The organism is Vibrio sp. Vb1574 (genome assembly GCF_033338675.1).
In genome coordinates, this window is record NZ_JAWOTC010000025.1 from 17,677 (window position 1) to 37,993 (window position 20,317).

The following is a 20,317-nucleotide window of genomic DNA, read 5'->3' on the forward strand; positions in this document are numbered from 1 at the left end:
CGATAATCCATAGTAGGAGGAATACCTGTCACTTAACACCTCCTGTAGGGTCAACGAGCCTTAACGAGACTAGGAATCTAATATCCTCGCGCTGCGAATAGATAGAAATACCTTTGACAACAAAGTACTCGTATAGAGGCTCCTGAATCTCGCTCTTTCGTTGCTTTTCAGGATGACGGTAGGTTGGGATGGCCGCTCGCTGTTATACGAACGGCATTACCGTATTAACTACGCGGTGTTAATCTCGAATTACTTTTCTAACACAGTAAAGCGCATGTTGTAGGCGTTCTTCTCATCGGCTTGATACATTTCTGAGTAAGTTTCCTTAAACTCGTCTCCCCAATCTGGGAACTGAGTATCACCATCAATGGCCGCTTCAATGTGTGTTACATACAGTTTATTGGCCATAGGCAGACAAGTGGTGTAAATCGCACCACCACCAATGATCATCACTTCTTCCACATCACCTGCGACTTCCAGAGCCTGCTCAATCGATGTTACGGTAGTGACGCCTTCGATCTTTAGTGTCTCATCACGGCTAATAACAATATTCAAGCGACCTGGTAAAGGGCGACCAATAGACTCATAGGTTTTGCGTCCCATCACAACCGGTTTTCCCATGGTACAACGCTTAAACCAAGCGAAATCGGCGGGAAGATGCCAAGGCATTTGATTGTCTTTGCCAATGATGCGATTGTCGGCCATAGCGGCAATCATACTAATGATCATGTTAGGTCCTTATACAATTGGTCTGCGGCGATAGAATAACAGCCCTGGAACCGCAAGACCAACAGCTAAACCTGCAATAATAAACATGGCCTTAAGAAAGTTTTCCATACAGGTTGCGACAAGCTCGGGTGAGTAGCCAACATGATTGATTTCTACCATAGCGATCATTGCTTTGTACGCAAACACACCCGGCACCATCGGGATCAAAGCAGCCACAGTAAACACTTTTGGATGCGCGAGAAAACGGTGAGACCAGTACACACCAATCATCCCAACTAACGTCGCAGCAAAAAAGGTTGCCCACTCAATAGGAATGCCAAACTGCATCATCAAGTAGCGGCTACCATGACCAATCGCGCCACCAACAGCGCAATACACTAAAGCTCTTTGTGGTACGTTAAAAACCAATGCAAATCCTACAGCGGGAATCGCCGCAAAAAACATGTCATTCAAAAGGCCAAACATCAATTCAAATAAACTCATTAGATTGCCCACCCCCAAATTCCAGTTACACTCATCGCAGCAACGATCCCCAAACATGTCGCCAACGTTAGTAAACTAGCCATCACAAATCGAGCAATCCCCATATTAATGTGGCCTTTCAACATATCTGCGACAGAGTTAATGAGTGGGAAACCAGGTACAAGCATTAATACTGACGATGCCATTGCTACGGTAGGTAGATTACCGATTTGGTAAATTTCCGCCTGTGCTGAAATTAAGGTGGTCACAAAAGCGGTCGCAGCAAAGTTCAATAGAGGGTTGAAATGACGATGACCAATTTCTTGGCGAACGATCATGCCACCAGCTGAAGCTAAAAAGGTCATAATGAATACTCCCCAATCACCACCAGCTAGATGACTGAATGCCGCACAAGACAAGCCAATCATAAACACCACCAACCAGCGGTTATAACGCTCTGGACTGATAGCGTTCAGCTTTTTCTGCGCCATGGTTGCATCGAGCAAACCACGCTCCATCATGATACAGATTCGTTGAATTTGCGTAATAACGCGCATATTGATGCCACGATCAGCGCAGCTTCGGGTGGTGGTGATGCAATGCCCATCCATTACCGTCGTCACAACCAATGCATTAGCTGATAGTGCTACCGCAACTTCATTCACCCCACAAGCTAGGCCAATACGACGCATAATATCGCTCACAAGAGTACTTTCAGCACCATGAGCAAGTAGCATTTGTCCGGCTTGGGCGACAAGACGAGAAATCGATCGTTGAGTAGATACCGCCAACTCTCTAGGCGGTATGGTTTCTAGAGTCATAAATAAGTCTAATTCCTTTTAGGGTGTTACTCATTCATACGCGCGAGGGCCAAACTAACCCTCAAAAAACACGACGTATCGGTTATTGTGCCGTAAATCACATCACCTAAATATGATTTAGATACAAAAAAAGCCGCAATAAATAATTGCGGCTTAATGAATTATAGGCAAACAGGCATTGTTTGACCGTTCTGATTAGTCACGAACGTAGACAACGTGACCGTCATCTTCTTCATCGTCCCAGTCATCCCAATCGTCGTCGTCATCTTCAGTGATAACGTCTTTACCCGCCATCGCATCTTTATGGTAATCATCCCACATGAAGTTAACTTTATCTTCTTCAGCCACTTCTTCCTCTTCGCGAGGTAGGTTATCCATAAAGTCAGCCAGTTTGTAACAAAGCTCTTTAGTACCGTTACGATTGATCGCCGAGATCTTAAAGTACTCGTCTTCCCAACCTAGTGCGTCTAAGATTTCTTGGATCTTCTCATTCGCTTCTTCTTCAGGCATTAGATCAACTTTGTTGAACACTAACCAGCGCGGCTTACTTGCCAGTTTTTCGCTGTATTGTTCTAGTTCATCAATGATCGTCAATGCATTTTGCACCGGATCGGACTGATCAATTGGCATAATATCGATCATGTGCAGCAACACTCGACAACGCTCTAAGTGCTTCAAGAATCGAATACCAAGGCCAGCGCCATCTGCTGCACCCTCGATCAAACCAGGGATGTCTGCAACAACAAAACTTTTCTCTGGTACGACACTTACGACACCCAAGCTTGGGATCAAAGTCGTGAATGGGTAATCAGCGACTTTCGGTTTTGCTGCTGATACTGCGCGGATAAAGGTTGATTTACCAGCATTAGGTAGACCAAGCATACCCACATCAGCAAGAAGCAATAGCTCAAGGCGAATTTCGCGTACTTCACCTTTTGTACCCAATGTTCTCTGACGAGGCGCGCGGTTTACTGAAGATTTGAAACGCGTGTTACCTAGACCGTGCCAACCGCCTTTTGCGATCATCACTTTCTTACCGTGTTCAGCAACTTCCGCCACGATTTCATTTGTGTGGATATCCACAGCGCGCGTACCCACAGGTACACGAAGAACGATGTCTTTACCACGCTTACCTGTACAGTTACCACCGCGACCGTTTTCACCACGCTCAGCTTCGTAGAAGCGCTGGAAACGGTAATCAATCAGGGTATTTAGGTTTTCATCAGCTTGGATATAAACATCACCACCGTCACCGCCATCACCGCCATCAGGGCCACCTTTAGTGATGAATTTTTCACGCCAGAAACTGACAACGCCACTACCGCCATCACCAGCCTGAACTTTTACTACCGCTTCATCTACGAACTTCATCTTTTACTCCGACTACTTCGTGCGTGGATTAAATCTTACTATGTCATCCGACAATTTTAGCAGATGACAGATCTAAGCTCCCAGATTCAAATCGCTTAGGATCTTAGCGAGAAACTTCGATATGTCGACTACCACAAATAAAAAACCCCGCCGATTCGGCAGGGCTTTTGAATTCAGCTTAAAGCTATTAAGTAATTTGGTTAAAAACCTAATTACTCAGCTTCGATGCTTACAAACTTACGGTTCTTAGGACCTTTCACTTCGAACTTCACTTTACCTTCAGTAAGAGCGAATAGAGTGTGGTCTTTACCGATACCTACGTTGTTACCAGCGTGGAACTTAGTACCACGTTGACGAACGATGATGTTACCTGCAAGTACAGATTCACCACCGAAACGCTTAACACCTAGACGTTTGCTTTCTGAATCGCGGCCGTTACGAGTAGAACCACCAGCTTTTTTGTGTGCCATTGTTAAACTCTCCTAATAGATTAAGCGTTGATACCAGTGATCTTCACTTCAGTGAACCACTGACGGTGACCCTGTTGCTTACGAGAGTGCTTACGACGACGGAACTTAACGATTTTAACTTTATCGCCACGACCGTGTTGTACAACTTCAGCAACAATTTTGCCGCCCTCTACAAGAGGAGCACCAACTTTGATGTCTTCGCCGTTAGCAACAAGAAGAACTTTATCAAATTCTACAGTTGCACCAGTTTCAACGTCTAATTTCTCTAAACGAAGAGTTTGACCTTCGCTTACACGGTGTTGTTTACCACCAGATTGGAAAACAGCGTACATATTTTACTCCGCTTTTTCCGCACAGCCTTTCTTGAGGGTGTGCGCTAAACTAATCATCAATAGGGCGCAGATTCTACAGAATAGATGCTCCTATGACAAGCCATATTTTGAAAAAATTGGCGAAAAGCTAATCGCCAAAGAAAAGTGCGGCAATCATGCCCTTTAGTAATGTATTAATCAACGTTTTTTAGTGTATTATTCGACAATTATATAAATCGAATAAGCCTTGCAGGGTCTAACTTCAGCCGGATATACGATGGATTTTAAAACTATCCAAGCGCTTACTGCCGATGACATGGCAAAAGTGAATGAAACAATTCAAGCCCAACTTAATTCTGATGTCTCTTTAATCAACCAGCTCGGTTTTTATATCGTGAGTGGTGGAGGCAAACGTCTAAGACCGCTTTTAGCGATACTGTCAGCCCGTGCACTTGGTTACCAAGGCAATGGTCATACAATGGCAGCTGCGTTTATTGAGTTTATCCATACAGCGACTTTGCTGCATGATGACGTGGTAGATGAATCAGACATGCGCCGTGGTAAAGCCACTGCGAATGCAGCATTTGGCAATGCGGCTAGCGTATTAGTTGGGGACTTTATCTATACACGCTCATTTCAGATGATGACAGAACTAGGATCCATGAAGATCCTTAAACTAATGAGCAATGCCGTAAACGTGATCGCCGAAGGTGAAGTACAGCAGTTGATGAACTGTAACGACCCTGACACGACAGAAGAAAGCTACATGCAAGTCATCTACTCTAAGACTGCGCGCTTATTTGAATCCGCAACTCAAATCGGTGCAATCTTAAATGATGCTCCTGAGCATGTTGAAATCGCAATGCAAAATTACGGTAAGTATCTAGGCACTGCGTTTCAGCTCATTGATGACGTCATGGATTACACTTCTGATGGCGAAGACATGGGTAAAAATGTGGGTGATGACTTGGCCGAAGGCAAGCCAACTTTACCTCTACTCCATGCTATGCGTAATACCACACCAGAAAACTCAATCATGATTCGTGAAGCGATTGAGAAAGCGAATGGCATGGATCGCTTAGAAGAAATTCTTGCGGTCATGAAAGAAGCAGGCTCTCTGGAATACACAACGCAAAAAGCTCTAGAAGAAGCAGACAAAGCAATCGCAGAACTATCAGTGTTGCCAGAGTCTGAATACAAACAAGCGCTTGTTACTCTGGCTCATGTCGCTGTACAACGCACGAAGTAATCAATAGCTACCCATAACGCAAGGCTTATAGCTAAAAGGAAGAGCATGCTCTTCCTTTTTTACGTTTGATACCTAATGACGACGCCCGAGGCGCTAGTAATATCTGTCACTACCGCCATGCAGTTGTGGATCATCTTCTATTTCATCAAAGCTAACGGCGAGCTGCTGTTCAGTCCCTTGTTTGGACAACAATACCGTCTCTGCTTCATGGTCGACCACTAATATCGTACCGACGCCTTGTTGGCACTCAACAACCATGCCTTTACGGATTCGCCTCGCTTCCATCATCTTCTCCTTCACTACGTGGTTTTATTCGACCATTTTTACGAAGTTGAGAAATCAAGGATCAAAAAAGCCGATCAAAATGATCGGCTTTCTTCTTATATAGGCTTTCTAGATTACTTTGCGAATTCAACACCAATGTTGATGTCGCCATTTAGTGTTTCTAGCATACCGTCTAATGCAGACTTTTCGTAATCGCTGAGTTTGCCGTAGCTTAGTACTTCTTCAACGCCTTCTTTACCCAGTTTCACAGGTTGCGCGAAGTACGTCGCGTGTTCGCCGTCGCCTTCAACGTAAGCGCACTCAACTACGCCTTCTTCACCTTGAAGAGCACGAACCAGAGACAGACCAAAGCGACATGCAGCTTGGCCCATTGATAGTGTTGCACTACCACCACCCGCTTTCGCTTCTACAACTTCAGTACCTGCATTTTGAATACGTTTCGTTAATGCTTCTACTTCTTCAGCTGTAAACTCAACACCTTCTACTTGAGACAGTAGAGGTAAGATCGTTACGCCAGAGTGACCACCAATAACTGGCACGCGAACGTCACCTGGATCTTTGTCTTTTAGCTCAGCAACAAACGTTTCTGAACGGATAACATCCAACGTTGTTACACCAAATAGACGACGCTTATCATAAACACCCGCTTTTTTAAGAACTTCAGCAGCAATTGGCACTGTTGTATTTACAGGGTTTGTGATGATACCAACACAAGCTTTCGGACAAACAACCGCAATCTTCTCCGCTAGCGATTTAACGATACCAGCGTTTACATTAAATAGATCCGCACGATCCATACCTGGCTTACGCGCAACACCAGCAGAAATTAGCACAACATCCGCGCCTTCTAGTGCTGGAGTAGGATCTTCACCAGCGTAACCTTTGATAGAAACTGGCGTAGGGATGTGGCTAAGATCAGCGGCCACACCAGGAGTTACTGGAGCAATATCATATAGGGCTAGATCAGAACCAGCAGGAAGACGGTTCTTAAGTAGAAGGGCCAGGGCTTGACCGATGCCACCAGCGGCACCAATAACGGCTACTTTCATGTAGTTCTCCTTGAGAGTATTTCTCTTATAAACGTATTCGTAGGGTAGTTTGTAACCAACTTAAATAAAGCTATCGGAATCACAACTTGATTACAATCAATTAACGCTAGCTTTGCGACCTCGCGCAACTCGCTGTTACCGTGCTACAAATGGGGCTTGGATTATTCTTTTATTCTGTTGAAATGACAAGGAATTCAAGAAAACAGATACAGCCCTACTTCAGCGCGCTAAAGAATTCTATGTGGTATATAGTTTACAGTGACGCATCTAACATAATCCTGGGACTCTTTGGCACCGCCTGAATATATATGCGAGAATATGCAAAATTGCTGACCCGTAATAAGAGATTTGTAATGACTATGCGCAATTCAGAAAAACAAGACAACTTAGTTCGCGCCTTTAAAGCCCTGTTAAAAGAAGAAAGCTTTGGCTCACAGGGCGAGATTGTTGACGCACTCAAACAGCAAGGGTTTGAGAGTATCAACCAATCTAAAGTCTCACGTATGCTGACTAAATTTGGCGCCGTCCGTACGCGCAATGCAAAAATGGAAATGGTTTACTGTCTTCCTGCTGAGCTAGGTGTCCCAACAGTCAGCAGCTCTCTGCGTGAACTGGTACTAGACATCGATCGTAATGCAGCGTTAGTGGTAATTCACACCGGCCCAGGTGCAGCACAGTTGATTGCTCGCTTGCTTGATTCACTCGGTAAATCCGAAGGTATTCTTGGCGTTGTCGCAGGTGACGATACCATTTTCATTACGCCAACCATGGCAATTACGACTGAGCAACTCTTCAAATCAGTGTGCGAGCTGTTCGAATATACTGGTTAAGTTCTATAAAGCTTCAATCAGCTAACTCATTGTGGGTTATAAAAGAAGTCTCATTTTGTAGCCCATAATTTATGTAAATTTTTTGCTTGCTCCGCTCATTATTTAACCGCCCATTTTGTGATTAACATCACGCAATTGATCTTTTTCATTTCAATCACTAAACGTCAATTAAGTAATTGTTATAAAAAGAATTAAATCACAAATTGAATCCTATCCCCTGATACAAAATTCAGACTTATCAACTATAACATTTAACAATTGGATAATTTTCTGCCAAATTTTTGTTATGATTCGCTCGCTTTTTCAAACGATTGGATTGAAAAAGGTGCCGTTTCCAAATAGGAAACTCCAGAAGTGATTTATGGTTATTTCCGGGTAAATAATGAATATAAGGAAGGGAAATTCATGGCATTTAACAAACTTCTCAAAGTAGGCGCTATCGCTGCAGCCGTAATGGGCGCAGGCGCAGTTAACGCTCAAGAGTTTATTACCATCGGTACTGGCTCTGTGACTGGTGTTTACTACCCAACTGGTGGTGCTATCTGTAAGTTGGTAAATAAAGGTCGTAAAGACCACAACATCCGTTGTTCAGTAGAATCAACTGGTGGCTCAATTTACAACGTTAACACTATCCGTGCAGGCGAATTAGATTTTGGTATCGTGCAATCGGATTGGCAGTACCACGGCTACAACGGTACGAGCAAGTTTGAAGAACAAGGCCCGTACAAGAAGCTACGCGCAATGTTCTCTCTTCATACAGAACCTTTCAACATCATTGCGCGTGCAGATTCAGGTATTGAAAATGTTGAAGACCTGAAAGGTAAGCGAGTAAACATCGGTAACCCAGGCTCTGGTGACCGTGCAACGATGGGCGTTGTCATGGAAGCGATGGGTTGGACAAACGACAGCTTCAAATTGGCGTCTGAGCTAAAAGGCTCTGAACGCTCTCAGGCACTTTGTGATAACAAAATTGACGCCTTCATTTACATGGTCGGCCACCCGAACGGTTCAATCAAAGAAGCAACCACATCATGTGATGCGAAGCTAGTTTCAGCAACAGGCCCTAAAATCGATAAAATTGTTGCCGACAACCCATACTACGCCTTTAGCTCAGTACCGGCTGGTATGTACCGCGGTACAGACAAAGACGTAAACAGCTTTGGTGTTGCAGCAACAATGGTAACGACCTCTGATGTTTCAGACGATGTCGCTTACAACGTGGCAAAAGCTGTGTTTGAAAACTTTGATACCTTCAAACGTCTACACCCTGCATTCGCAAACTTGAAGAAAGAAGACATGGTGAAAGCTGGTCTTTCTATTCCTCTTCACCCAGGTGCAGAAAAATACTACAAAGAAATGGGTCTAATTAAGTAATTTCCTCAGACTCTACATACAGGCAGGAAAGAATATTTTCTGCCTGTTTGAGCATACAGGTTGTAGCACGTTCTAACTGTATGCTTCATTCGCCAGTTTTCTTCTGAAAACTGCGAGCTCATACCCAAGAAAACTTAAACGCCGCCTAACAGAGTATCCAACAATCAACACTTTGAGTTCAGGCAGCAAAATACTCGAAAGCAAACTTCGCTCCATTCACTACACTGATAGAGGCGAAGTGTGGTTCTCGATAAAAATCAGACAGGACCATCAATAATAAGGAAAAAGTACATGGCGACGAATCAAGCTCCGTCACAAGATGTGCAAGAAATGGTGGCTCAGGCAGACACAGGTGCACGTAGCCCTTCGGGAATGCAAGGACGAATCCTTTGGTTTGTTCCTCTGTGTTGGTCACTATTTCAATTATGGTACGCATCCCCGTTACCATTTATTTTCAATTTTGGCGTACTGAACGACACGGAAGCGCGATCTATCCACCTTACTTTCGCGATCTTTTTGGCTTTCACTGCTTATCCAGCGATGAAGAATTCTCCTCGCGATCATATCCCTCTTGTTGATTGGATACTCGCGTTGGCTGGCAGCTTTTCAGCAGCCTATATATACCTTTTTTATACCGAGCTAGCAGGACGCTCAGGCGCACCGACAACGGTTGATATCGTTGTTGCTGTTATCGGTATGATCCTCCTTTTAGAAGCAACACGCCGAGCTCTTGGTCCACCATTAATGGTCGTGGCTGCTGTTTTCCTTACTTACACCTTTGCAGGCCCTTACATGCCTGACGTTATCGCGCACAAAGGGGCAAGCTTGAACAAGGCCATGTCTCACTTGTGGCTAACAACAGAAGGCGTATTTGGGGTTGCGCTAGGTGTTTCTACCTCTTTTGTCTTCTTGTTTGTATTGTTTGGAGCAATGCTGGAACGCGCTGGTGCTGGTGCTTACTTCATTAAAGTTGCCTTCTCGTTACTTGGCCATATGAAAGGTGGTCCAGCTAAAGCGGCCGTTGTTGCATCAGGTTTATCTGGTCTGGTTTCTGGTTCTTCAATCGCAAACGTAGTAACAACTGGCACCTTTACGATTCCACTGATGAAGCGTGTTGGCTTTCCCGGCACAAAAGCGGGTGCGGTAGAGGTAGCGGCTTCAACCAATGGTCAGTTAACACCGCCAATCATGGGTGCAGCAGCATTTTTGATGGTGGAATACGTCGGTATCTCCTACGTTGAGGTGATTAAAGCCGCCCTACTTCCAGCGCTAATCTCTTATATTGCTTTAATTTACATTGTTCACCTTGAAGCGTGTAAAGCAGGCATGACAGGGCTTCCTCGTCGCCACAACCCAACACTAGTACAAAGTCTGCTGTCCTTTACTGGCACAATCTTAGGATTGTGTGTGATCAGCGCATTGGTTTACTACGGAGTGGGCTGGACAAAGGACGTCTTTGGTGATGCCGCGACACCAATTGTTACCGTCGCACTATTAATCGCGTACGTTGGGTTGGTGAAAGTCTCAGCAAATCACGTGCAAGATGGCGCAATTGAGATTGATGCAGAATTAACAGAAGTACCTGATCCTGGCCCAACCGTTAAGTCAGGCTTGCACTACCTACTCCCTATCGTCGTATTGGTTTGGTGTTTGACTGTCGAACGTTTCTCACCTGGCCTTTCGGCATTCTGGGCAACGGTGTTCATGATTTTCATTTTGCTTACTCAACGTCCGTTGATTGCACTGCTGTCAAAGCAAGGTGACATGCTTCAGCAAACCAAAGATGGCTTTGTCGATCTTGCCGAGAGCTTAGTTTCTGGTGCGCGTAATATGATTGGTATCGGCGTTGCAACCGCGGCAGCGGGCACCGTTGTTGGTGTTGTTACACTAACGGGTATCGGCCTAGTGATGACCGACTTCGTCGAGTTTATCTCTGGTGGCAGTATCATTCTTATGCTGCTGTTTACCGCCATCATTAGCTTGGTTCTGGGGATGGGTCTGCCAACAACGGCGAACTACATCGTGGTCTCTACGCTAATGGCGCCGGTTATTGTTACGCTCGGCGCAGCGCATGGCTTGATTATTCCGTTGATAGCGGTGCACTTGTTCGTTTTCTACTTTGGTATTTTGGCCGACGATACCCCACCTGTAGGTCTTGCAGCTTTTGCAGCAGCCGCAATTGCGAAATCAGATCCAATTCGTACCGGTATCCAAGGCTTTACTTACGATATTCGAACCGCTATTTTGCCGTTCATGTTTGTGTTCAATACCCAGCTATTGTTAATGGGGATCGACTCTTGGTGGCATTTGGCACTCACGGTCATCTCATCGATCATTGCAATGCTGATATTCTCTGCGGCAACTCAAGGATGGTGGTTCACGCGTAACAAGTGGTGGGAAACAGTCCTATTATTAGTACTGACATTTTCGTTTTTCCGTCCAGGTTTTTGGTGGGACATGCTGTACCCAGCGAAAGTTCTTTCTCCTGGCGTTGAGGTAGCTCAAATCACGGAAACACTAAATGTAGGAGAATCATTGGAGTTACGTGTTGCCGGTGAAAACCTTGAGGGCGACTACATTGAGAAAACGGTTCGTCTTCCATTCGAAGACAGTGCGACAACAGCAGACGCACGTATTTCATCTATGGGTCTGATGCTGACCGAAAGTGACAACAAAATGATTGTCGATATGGTTGAATTTGGTAGTCCAGCAGAATCTGCAGGTATCGACTTTGATTGGGAAATCAAGTGGGTTATCCAGGATGCAGACCGTCCGATGAAAGAGTGGGTGTTTGTACCATGCTTAATGATTTTGCTGGTGCTTGCCATGAACCAAAAACGTCGTGCTCGTAAGGAACAATTGAGCGCATAACCGATTTGGCCCCGAGGATAAAGGGGCCTTAATGAGAGACATTGAATGTACAAACAAATTCTTGTTCCGGTTGATCTAAATGACCAAGGCTTTTCAGACCGAGCAGTTGAACTAGCGGTTTGGCAGGCAAAGCAAGCAAATGCTCAAATCCATCTTCTGACGGTACTACCTGGTATTCACATGTCGATGGTTGCCACATACTTTCCGAAAGATGCTGCAGCCAAAATGAAGCAAGACGTGAAGCAGCAACTAAAAACTTTCGCTAATGAGCATATTGCTGAAGATGTGGTTTACCAAGTGCATGTTGCTGAAGGCAAGGCCTACGCGACCATTCTTGATTATGCAGAACGTTTAGGCGCTGATCTCATCATTATGCCAAGTCACAAGCGCTCTAAAATCAATAAAGTAATGCTTGGCTCCGTCGCGAGTAAGGTTGTGGAATATTCTCCAATCAATGTGATGGTCGTAAAACCGCAAGGCTAAGTAAATACAGAAACGAAAAAGGACGCTAACATTAGCGTCCTTTTTATATGAAACAAGTAAGGGTTATGCCATCACTGGGTAATCGGTATAACCTTCTGCTCCACCCAAATAAAAGTGTTCTGGTTTCGCCTCATTAAGAGGTGCATTTTTCTTAAATCGCTCAACTAAATCTGGGTTTGCGATAAAGGGAACGCCAAATGCGACCACATCAACTTTGTTTTCTGCAATTGCTGCTGCCGCTTCTTGTGCACTGTAGCCCACGTTCGCCATTAAGTGACCTTGATAGTTTTCGCGTGCTGGCTTGAGAACATCTGCTTTTTGTACGCCTTTCAGATCCGCACGCATCACGTGCCAATAAGCAAGATCGAAAGAATTAAGTTGCTCTGCTAAGTAACGCACCAAACCAACCGGATCACTGTCTTTCATGTCATTAAATCCATTTAGCGGAGATGTACGCAGACCGACTCTTCCAGGTCCCCATACCTCAACGACTTCTTTCACTATCTCAAGTAAAAATCGAGCACGATTTTCAACCGAGCCACCGTATTCATCGGTACGTAAATTTGAGCCGTCACGAAGGAAGTTATCAATAAGATAACCATTGGCGCCATGTATCTCGACCCCATCAAAGCCGGCTTTCTTGGCGTTTTCTGCACCTTGTTTAAACGCCGCAATAATGGAAGCTATCTCATCCACTTCGAGTGCTCGTGGTACCGTATATGCTTGCTTACCCGAAGGGGTATGGACTAATTCATCACGAATAGCCAATGCGCTCGCCGCTACAGGTGTTTTTCCTTCATTCAGATCAGGATGACAAGCTCGTCCCGCATGCCAAATTTGCAGTACAATCTTACCGCCTCTCTCATGAACCGCATCCGTTACCTTTTTCCAAGCTGCGATTTGCTCTTCGTTGTAAATGCCCGGCTCTGCCATGAAAGCAGACGTACCTTCCATCACCATGGTGCATTCAGCAATGATAAGTCCGGCACTCGCACGTTGAGCGTAGTATTCAACCATAAGGTCATTAGGAATATGGTCCGCACCAGCACGAGCTCGCGTTAAAGGCGCCATAATGGCACGGTTATCTAATGCTAATTGACCGAGTTCGATAGGAGAAAATAAGTCTACAGAGTTGGACATGGTGTTTACCTCAAATGACAATAACTTGATGGCTAAGGATGAGGTGCCAGACTATAATCAGATTAATATTGAAACAATATGGATAATTGAAAGTGATTGTTCGCAATTTAGAAACAATTGACTTTAGAACGCTTTCTATCTTTGTCACAAGCTGTCGACTACTGAGCTTAACCAAGTGCGCGCTGGAGTTAAACCTACCAAAATCTACTGTTAGTAAAGCCATAACCAAACTCGAACAACACTTTGAAGCCAAACTGCTAGAGCGCACAACCCGAAAGTTAGTGATCACCGAAGCTGGCCAAATGGTTTTAGAGCGTGCTGCAAGCTTAGTTGAGGAATTCCACTCAATTGGCCATGACGTACAGGAGATGGAACAACAGATCCAAGGCCGGCTGCGTATTTCCGCGCCACCAGCGTTGGATGCGTATATGGCGGAACACATCTTTTTGCCATTTTTAAAACAATGGCCAAAAGTACAAATTGCGTTAGAAGCATCGAACGATTTTGTTGATCTGTTTTCACACGGCTTTGATATGGCAATTCGAGTCGGTCAGATAGTTGATGATCGATTGATCGCAAAAAAATTAGGCTATACCACTCGAGTCCTGGCTGCTAGCCCTGAGTATTTAGCTGAGTTCGGCGTACCTGAAACGCCAGAAGATCTGACAAAACACAACTGTTTGAGGTATCAATATGTTTCAGAAATAGGGCCTTGGACGCTGATCTCACACGATAATACCGTCAATGTTTCAATAACCAGTAACTTCTCAAGTACAACTGTAGAAGCAATATTGAAAGGCGCACTTAAAGGACTAGGCATCGCTAACTTACCTGTGCAGAACATGACGCAAGAGCTAGAAAGTGGCACCTTAGTCAGAGTGTTACCGCAATGGCACACGGTACCAATGCCTATTTATTTAGTCTATCGTCCTGGAGCAAACCGCCCACGGCGTGTACAAGCAATGATTGACCATATCATGAGCTTAAGATCTCAATTTGAATTTGGCCCTCGGCATGGTTTGTGTTGCGGAGAAGCATAACCTAGCAACTATCAGGCACTAGCATGCTGCTCGGATAAATGCCGCAAGCTTCTCACTAGCATGCTGTTCACTCAATGCAGACATATCACCCGCGGCTTCCACTTTACCATCTGCCACAAACACAAAGTGGCTGGCAATCGCTTTGGCATCGCTTAAATGGTGCGTGACCATCAATACGGTTATTCCCCGCTCTGCTGCGAGTTTTTTTACCAAGCTCAGCATCTCTTCACGCAACACCGGATCAAGCGCCGAGAACGGCTCATCCAATAGCCACATGGGATGAGGCTGAACAAAACAACGCGCTAAGGCAACACGTTGACGCTGGCCACCAGAAAGATGCTCTGGCAAACGGTCGAGGTACTCTGCAACACCAACTTGCTGCGCGGCTTGTTCAATCTGACGATTTTGGTCCACCGTAAGCTTTAGCCCTGGGTGTAAGCCCAAACCGATGTTGTCACGCACCGATAAGTGAGCAAACAAATTGTGCTCTTGGAACAACATAGAGAACGGACGCAGATAAGGCTCTTTACGCACAATGGACTCACCATCAACACAAATATCACCACGGTCAGGATGGATGAATCCTGCCACCAACGCCAGCAAGGTTGACTTCCCTGCCCCACTTGGTCCCATCAGCGACACAATCTGTCCTTGCTCAATCGTTAAGTCAAAAAGAAACAGTTCACGTTGGTAGGTGTACTGCACATCATCCAACACTAACATTACGCTCTCTCCTTCGTTTTCAATACTTTCTCAATCAAGGCAAAACAGCCCACACTCAACAACAATAAGGTCACCGATACCACCGCAGCCGCGTCCATCTGATAGCTGCCAAGCAGCTGGAATAAATACAGAGGTAAAGTGCGGAACTCTTGTCCGCCAAACAACGCAATAGCACTTAAATCGCCAATCGCAAACATAAAGCTGATCGCAAACGCATGTGCAAACGGCTTGCGTAGCGCCTGCCACTCCACCACTTTAAACCGTTGCCAGCCACGCATGCCTAAGCTGGCACATACATACTGATACTGTTGTTCAATGTGCAGCATTGGCTGCGCTAGCGTTTTGATCACGTAAGGCAAAGCCATCAAACCGTTCACCAAAATCACGACAAAAAATGCCAAGCTAAAAACATCGGTAAATGCGCGCAGTAGTAAGAATAAACCGGTGCTAATCACCAGACCTGGAGTCACCAAAATAACGGTGCCGATTAACTCAATCTGATCGGCTCGCGTGTTTTTGTACTGCAACCGCCAACGGCGACTGGTCAATAGTATGGACACCCCTGCAGCGACCGCAAGCGCGCTAGCGACACAGGCGACTTTGAGGGAGTTCAATAGCGCAGACCAAAAACGCTCATCGGTTAATACTGTCCAAACTTGTTGGTTGATGCCACTCAGTAACACCATCAATAACGGCGGTATTACCAGTAAAAAGGCACCTATGATCCAAAAGCTATCCCAAGCTTTTGACCACCCATGATCCTTCGTTAAATATTGCTGTACCGATGTGCTTCCAGCACTGATAGAAACAGGCCTTGTTAACTTCTGCACTCCAATAGCAAGCAGTCCACATAACAGCATCTGCCACAGCGCCAATAACGCCCCAGCTTGTAAATCAAAATCAAACTTAATCGCTTGGTAAATGGCCAATTCAATGGTGGTGGATTTTGGCCCGCCCCCCAACGCCATTACAGTGGCAAAACTGGTAAAGCACAACATAAACACCAACCCACAAACGTGGGGAAGCTGCTGCCTTAAACGCGGCCATTCTACCCAGCGAAACTTATCCCAATGGCTCATCCCAAGATGCGCGCAAAGCTTATGCTGCTCGGCAGGAATAGACTCCAAGGCTTGCAGAAGCAATCGTGCCGCGTAAGGTAAATTAAAGAACACATGGGCGAGTAAAATGCCGTTCAAACCGTAAATAGAGAATGGCAGTTTAGTGTCGAAACTTTGCAACCACTGCGCCAACAAACCACTGTTGCCATAAATCGCTAACAGCCCAAAAACACCAACCAAAACCGGCAAAACCAGTGTCGATGCAAACAGCTTAAGCAGTAATGATTTACCAATAAATTGGCGACGCGAAAGTGCGTGCGCTACTGGAATGGCAAAGCCAACACTGAGCAATGTGGAAAGAAACGCTTGGTAGAAACTGAACTTGGTGACATGTTGATAGTACGGGTCGCCCCATACCACAGACACATCAAGTGAAGGGGCTTGAACAATCAAAGCACCTAGGGCAGAAATAACAAAGGTCGCGATGATCATCGCGACCCCTAAACCTATTTTTGGAACAGAATTCAAAGGTAAAACCTATCTCATTCAGATGAGGATGGAAACGTCAGCTAAAACGTCAATGCGCTTTGCCATTCGCGAATCCAAGACTTACGCATTTTTGCCACTTCATCAGCACTAAAGCTCAACGACTTGCTTGGAACACTCAAAGTTTCAAAACCTTTAGGTAACTCAACGTCAGTGACTGGGTACATCCAGTTACCCGTTGGCATCGCCGATTGGAACTCATCACTTAAAATGAAACTCATAAATTGATCAGCAAGTTCTGAATTTTTTGCCCCTTTCACTTTGGCGGCTACTTCAACTTGCATGTAGTGGCCTTCAGCAAAATTCGCCGTAGCAAACTTCGAATCGTTTTCCGCAATTAAGTGGTACGCAGGTGAAGTGGTGTAAGAAAGCACTAAATCGGACTCACCATTGAGGAACATAGAATACGCCTCAGACCAACCTTTCGTGACCGTTACGGTTTTGCTCGCTAGCTTCTGCCACGCTTGCGTCACATCGTCGCCATAAATAGATTTCATCCATAGCATTAAGCCTTGGCCCGGCGTTGAAGTCCGCGGATCTTGGTAAATCACTTTCAGATCGTTGCGCGTTTCCACCAGCTCTTTCATGCTTTTCGGCGGATTAGCCAGTTTCTCTTTGTTGTACACAAACGCGAAGTAGCCGTAATCGTACGGTACAAACGTCGTGTCACTCCAACCGTTTGGTAACACTGTGTTAGCCGTATCCACATTGTGCTCGGCAAGCAGATCGGTTTTCTTCGCTTCTGCCATCAGATTGTTATCCAAACCTAATACGATGTCCGCTTTGCTATTACCGCCTTCAAGACGAAGACGATTCAGAATCGACACACCATCATCCAACGCTACGAAGTTAACGTCACAGCCACATTTTGCTTCAAAAGCTTGCTCGATTTTAGGACCCGGCCCCCAATCTGCGGCAAAAGAGTCGTAGGTATAGATGGTTAATGTGTTTTCAGCGGCAAACGCTGAAGTAGAGGTGATTGCAGCTAGGGCAATCAGATTTAGAGTGGGTTTCACAGCTCGCTCTCCATGATTATTTCAGAGAAATAAGTTGAGCGGCACAGGGTTTGAGGCGGCTATTAAGGACTTCCAATATCCAGACTCAATTCCTACGCCAGCATTATCTGGTTCAGGTAATACGGGTCCCTAGTTAAACACTTAGGTCTCAGCGCCCCAATGCATTGATTGACTCAATGCTAAATGGGTTTGCTCCCCGATGAGTTGGATGGATTGTAAAGGTATTTGAGTGGTTACACAATCAGCTCACGAGCGCTGGTCATAACCCCAACGAGGCACCAAACCTTGCTCAATACCTAAGTGGTCGAGAATTCTCGCCACCATAAAATCCACTAAGTCTTCAATGCTCTTTGGCTGATGATAGAAGCCCGGAGCCGCTGGCATGATGGTGACGCCCATTTGCGACAGTTTGTGCATGTTCTCCAGATGTAGCGTTGAAAATGGTGTTTCGCGAACCACGAGCAACAGCTGCCCGCGCTCTTTCATTACCACATCAGCGGCCCGCTCGATCAAGTTATCTGACATACCATGCGCAATCGCTGCAACGCTTCCCGCAGAACATGGGCAAACCACCATTTGCTTTGGTGCAGCAGAACCAGACGCAACCGGTGAGAACCAGTCATCTTTACCGCAAACGGTGATGTTATCGGGATTGCAGTTCAGGTGCTCTACCAATGCTTGCTGCGCCGCTTCTGGGCCACTTGGTAGCTTAAGATTATGCTCGGTTGCCATCACAACACGAGCTGCCGAAGAAATCAGAACGTAGACATGATAATCCGCCGCAACCAAGCATTCTAAAAGACGAAGGCCGTAGGGAGCACCAGAAGCCCCCGTTAATGCCAACGTGATGGCTTTTTTATGAGAGGGTTGTGTTTTGTTTTGCATATAAATCAGGCTTTTTGTTTTAACTGCTCAAGAAGTTTTCCGTGAATACCACCAAAGCCACCGTTGCTCATGACTAGAATTTGGTCACCTGGTCGCGCACGTTCGACGATCTTGGCTACAAAGTTATCTATATCCGCATCGACAAACGCTGGCTGTTTGCATTGGTCGGCAATGTCTTGCACAGACCACTCGATATTATCTGGCTGGAACAAGAAGACTTCATCTGCACTGTGTAGTGACTCTGCAAGTGTGTTTTTGTGTACACCACGCTTCATGGTGGCAGACCGCGGCTCTAACACAGCAAGGATGCGTTTTTCACCTACCTTGTTACGCAAACCACCGACAGTAAGTTCAATTGCCGTTGGGTGATGCGCAAAATCATCGTAAACCGTCACACCTTGTTCTTCACCTTTCAGCTCTAAACGGCGCTTGGTATTGATGAAACGCCCTAATGCCTGGCAAGCAAGATCCGGAGTGACTCCAACATGTCGTGCAGCAGCGATTGCCATCAGCGCATTATCCACATTGTGGTCACCCACCAAATTCCATTCGACGGTACCAACCTTCTCACCTTGCAACGCAACGTCAAACTTTGAGCCATCAAGCACTAATTTGTGCGCTTGCCAGTCGCCATCAACACCTGAAAACTGCTTTTCTGTCCAGCAACCACGCTCTAATACATCCGCTAACGCTTGATCCTGCCTCGGCGCTAAGATCAATCCATTGCCCGGTACAGTTCGCACTAAATGATGGAATTGGCGTTTGATCGCCTCTAGATCATCGAAGATATCAGCATGATCGAACTCAAGGTTATTCATGATTAAAGTGCGAGGATGGTAATGCACAAACTTAGAACGCTTATCGAAAAAAGCACTGTCATATTCGTCCGCTTCAACGACAAAAAACATGCTTTCACCCAAACGAGCAGACACTCCGAAGTTACCGAGTACCCCACCGACTAAGAAACCCGGTTGATAACCACAATCTTCAAGTATCCAGGCAAGCATGCTCGACGTGGTCGTTTTCCCATGTGTACCCGATACCGCCAATACCCACCGATCATGCAGCAAAAACTCGTTGAGCCACTGCGGACCAGAGGTGTAGCGCATGTTAGTGTTGAGCACATGCTCGACACAAGGGTTGCCACGGCTCATCGCATTACCAATCACCACAAGATCTGGTTGAGGGTCGAGTTGAGACGGGTCAAAGCCTTCAATAATTTCAATACCTTGAGACTCAAGCAGTGTGCTCATTGGCGGATAAACGTTGGCATCAGAACCAGTGACTTTATGTCCTAATTGGCGCGCTAGAATCGCTGCGCCGCCCATAAATGTGCCACAGATACCCAAGATATGAATGTGCATAAACTAAACCTTGTAATGCGTTTTTTAATGCTTTCATTATCGCGATTACCGCCTGAAAAGCGAGTGACTTTAGCCTTCTTCTTGCAGTCCCTTTCACAAATATGACAAGGTTGAACACAGACTGTACAACCTCTTGCTTACTGATGAATCCCTCAAACAAGTCTACAAATAAATTGAGATCTCAAACAGTTACTTCATTACCATTAAAAAGATCTGCGACTTAAACTTACATCCAGCGCA

20 protein-coding genes and 1 riboswitch are annotated in these 20,317 nt (G+C 45.6%); of the genes, 6 read left to right on the forward strand and 14 right to left on the reverse strand.

What is annotated here, in order from left to right:
- Positions 1-249: 249 nt before the first annotated feature.
- The 6 genes from folA to rplU all read right to left on the reverse strand — a co-directional run bounded on the left by folA (position 250) and on the right by rplU (position 4,185).
- Positions 250-729: a type 3 dihydrofolate reductase gene (gene folA / locus R7O12_RS15390; protein ID WP_005379666.1), complete on the reverse strand. Its 480-nt coding sequence runs from the start codon at positions 727-729 to the stop codon at positions 250-252.
- A gap of 9 nt (positions 730-738) precedes the next feature.
- Positions 739-1,212 (reverse strand): threonine/serine exporter family protein, encoded by a 474-nt coding sequence (locus tag R7O12_RS15395; RefSeq protein ID WP_053306852.1) that lies wholly within the window; start codon positions 1,210-1,212, stop codon positions 739-741.
- Positions 1,212-2,012, reverse strand: coding sequence for a threonine/serine exporter family protein (locus tag R7O12_RS15400; RefSeq protein ID WP_005383089.1), 801 nt, complete (start codon positions 2,010-2,012; stop codon positions 1,212-1,214). The genes R7O12_RS15395 and R7O12_RS15400 overlap by 1 nt, the downstream gene beginning before the upstream one ends.
- Positions 2,013-2,207: 195 nt before the next feature.
- Positions 2,208-3,383 carry an Obg family GTPase CgtA gene (gene cgtA / locus R7O12_RS15405; RefSeq protein ID WP_005383091.1) on the reverse strand — a complete coding sequence of 392 codons (1,176 nt, stop codon included), beginning with the start codon at positions 3,381-3,383 and terminating at the stop codon, positions 2,208-2,210.
- A gap of 212 nt (positions 3,384-3,595) precedes the next feature.
- The gene (gene rpmA / locus R7O12_RS15410; RefSeq protein ID WP_005383095.1) at positions 3,596-3,853 is read right to left on the reverse strand and encodes a 50S ribosomal protein L27; all 258 of its coding nucleotides are present in this window, start codon (positions 3,851-3,853) and stop codon (positions 3,596-3,598) included.
- 20 nt (positions 3,854-3,873) lie between these two features.
- Positions 3,874-4,185, reverse strand: a complete 312-nt coding sequence (gene rplU, locus R7O12_RS15415; protein ID WP_005383096.1) for a 50S ribosomal protein L21 — start codon at positions 4,183-4,185, stop codon at positions 3,874-3,876.
- A 256-nt stretch (positions 4,186-4,441) separates the two neighbouring features.
- Here rplU and ispB point away from each other — a divergent pair, with 256 nt between their 5' ends.
- Positions 4,442-5,413 (forward strand): octaprenyl diphosphate synthase, encoded by a 972-nt coding sequence (gene ispB / locus R7O12_RS15420; RefSeq protein ID WP_025768368.1) that lies wholly within the window; start codon positions 4,442-4,444, stop codon positions 5,411-5,413.
- A 93-nt stretch (positions 5,414-5,506) separates the two neighbouring features.
- Here the strand turns inward: ispB and R7O12_RS15425 are convergent, their stop codons facing one another.
- Both R7O12_RS15425 and mdh read right to left on the reverse strand, forming a co-directional pair.
- Entirely contained in the window at positions 5,507-5,698 is a 192-nt protein-coding gene (locus R7O12_RS15425) for a hypothetical protein (RefSeq protein ID WP_213883837.1), read from the reverse strand.
- Between the two features lie 113 nt (positions 5,699-5,811).
- Positions 5,812-6,747 carry a malate dehydrogenase gene (gene mdh / locus R7O12_RS15430; RefSeq protein WP_005379660.1) on the reverse strand — a complete coding sequence of 312 codons (936 nt, stop codon included), beginning with the start codon at positions 6,745-6,747 and terminating at the stop codon, positions 5,812-5,814.
- Positions 6,748-7,106: 359 nt separating this feature from the next.
- Here mdh and argR point away from each other — a divergent pair, with 359 nt between their 5' ends.
- The 4 genes from argR to R7O12_RS15450 all read left to right on the forward strand — a co-directional run bounded on the left by argR (position 7,107) and on the right by R7O12_RS15450 (position 12,305).
- On the forward strand, positions 7,107-7,577 hold the full coding sequence (gene argR / locus R7O12_RS15435) for a transcriptional regulator ArgR (RefSeq protein WP_005379659.1): 471 nt from the start codon (positions 7,107-7,109) through the stop codon (positions 7,575-7,577).
- A gap of 405 nt (positions 7,578-7,982) precedes the next feature.
- Complete coding sequence (locus R7O12_RS15440) at positions 7,983-8,951, forward strand: TAXI family TRAP transporter solute-binding subunit (protein ID WP_005379657.1); 969 nt, start codon at positions 7,983-7,985, stop codon at positions 8,949-8,951.
- A gap of 291 nt (positions 8,952-9,242) precedes the next feature.
- Positions 9,243-11,822: a TRAP transporter permease gene (locus R7O12_RS15445; protein ID WP_005383099.1), complete on the forward strand. Its 2,580-nt coding sequence runs from the start codon at positions 9,243-9,245 to the stop codon at positions 11,820-11,822.
- Between the two features lie 45 nt (positions 11,823-11,867).
- The gene (locus R7O12_RS15450) at positions 11,868-12,305 is read left to right on the forward strand and encodes a universal stress protein (RefSeq protein ID WP_005379654.1); all 438 of its coding nucleotides are present in this window, start codon (positions 11,868-11,870) and stop codon (positions 12,303-12,305) included.
- A gap of 63 nt (positions 12,306-12,368) precedes the next feature.
- On the opposite strand, the gene R7O12_RS15455 is transcribed toward R7O12_RS15450, so the two are convergent.
- The gene (locus R7O12_RS15455) at positions 12,369-13,445 is read right to left on the reverse strand and encodes an alkene reductase (protein ID WP_054576642.1); all 1,077 of its coding nucleotides are present in this window, start codon (positions 13,443-13,445) and stop codon (positions 12,369-12,371) included.
- A 92-nt stretch (positions 13,446-13,537) separates the two neighbouring features.
- On the opposite strand from R7O12_RS15455, the gene R7O12_RS15460 reads away from it, so the two are divergent.
- Complete coding sequence (locus R7O12_RS15460; RefSeq protein ID WP_005379650.1) at positions 13,538-14,485, forward strand: LysR family transcriptional regulator; 948 nt, start codon at positions 13,538-13,540, stop codon at positions 14,483-14,485.
- An 18-nt stretch (positions 14,486-14,503) separates the two neighbouring features.
- Here R7O12_RS15460 and thiQ read toward each other — a convergent pair whose 3' ends face one another.
- The 5 genes from thiQ to mpl all read right to left on the reverse strand — a co-directional run bounded on the left by thiQ (position 14,504) and on the right by mpl (position 20,077).
- Positions 14,504-15,208 (reverse strand): thiamine ABC transporter ATP-binding protein, encoded by a 705-nt coding sequence (gene thiQ, locus R7O12_RS15465; protein ID WP_053306850.1) that lies wholly within the window; start codon positions 15,206-15,208, stop codon positions 14,504-14,506.
- Positions 15,208-16,794 carry a thiamine/thiamine pyrophosphate ABC transporter permease ThiP gene (thiP, locus tag R7O12_RS15470; protein ID WP_017820277.1) on the reverse strand — a complete coding sequence of 529 codons (1,587 nt, stop codon included), beginning with the start codon at positions 16,792-16,794 and terminating at the stop codon, positions 15,208-15,210. The genes thiQ and thiP overlap by 1 nt, the downstream gene beginning before the upstream one ends.
- 41 nt (positions 16,795-16,835) lie before the next feature.
- A complete protein-coding gene (thiB, locus tag R7O12_RS15475; RefSeq protein ID WP_047101920.1) occupies positions 16,836-17,828 on the reverse strand; it encodes a thiamine ABC transporter substrate binding subunit in 993 nt (330 codons plus the stop codon).
- 72 nt (positions 17,829-17,900) lie between these two features.
- Positions 17,901-18,037: riboswitch (TPP riboswitch) on the reverse strand.
- Between the two features lie 37 nt (positions 18,038-18,074).
- Positions 18,075-18,713, reverse strand: a complete 639-nt coding sequence (locus R7O12_RS15480) for a flavin prenyltransferase UbiX (RefSeq protein ID WP_033906022.1) — start codon at positions 18,711-18,713, stop codon at positions 18,075-18,077.
- Between the two features lie 5 nt (positions 18,714-18,718).
- Complete coding sequence (mpl, locus tag R7O12_RS15485) at positions 18,719-20,077, reverse strand: UDP-N-acetylmuramate:L-alanyl-gamma-D-glutamyl-meso-diaminopimelate ligase (RefSeq protein WP_171345712.1); 1,359 nt, start codon at positions 20,075-20,077, stop codon at positions 18,719-18,721.
- Between the last annotated feature and the right edge of the window lie 240 nt (positions 20,078-20,317).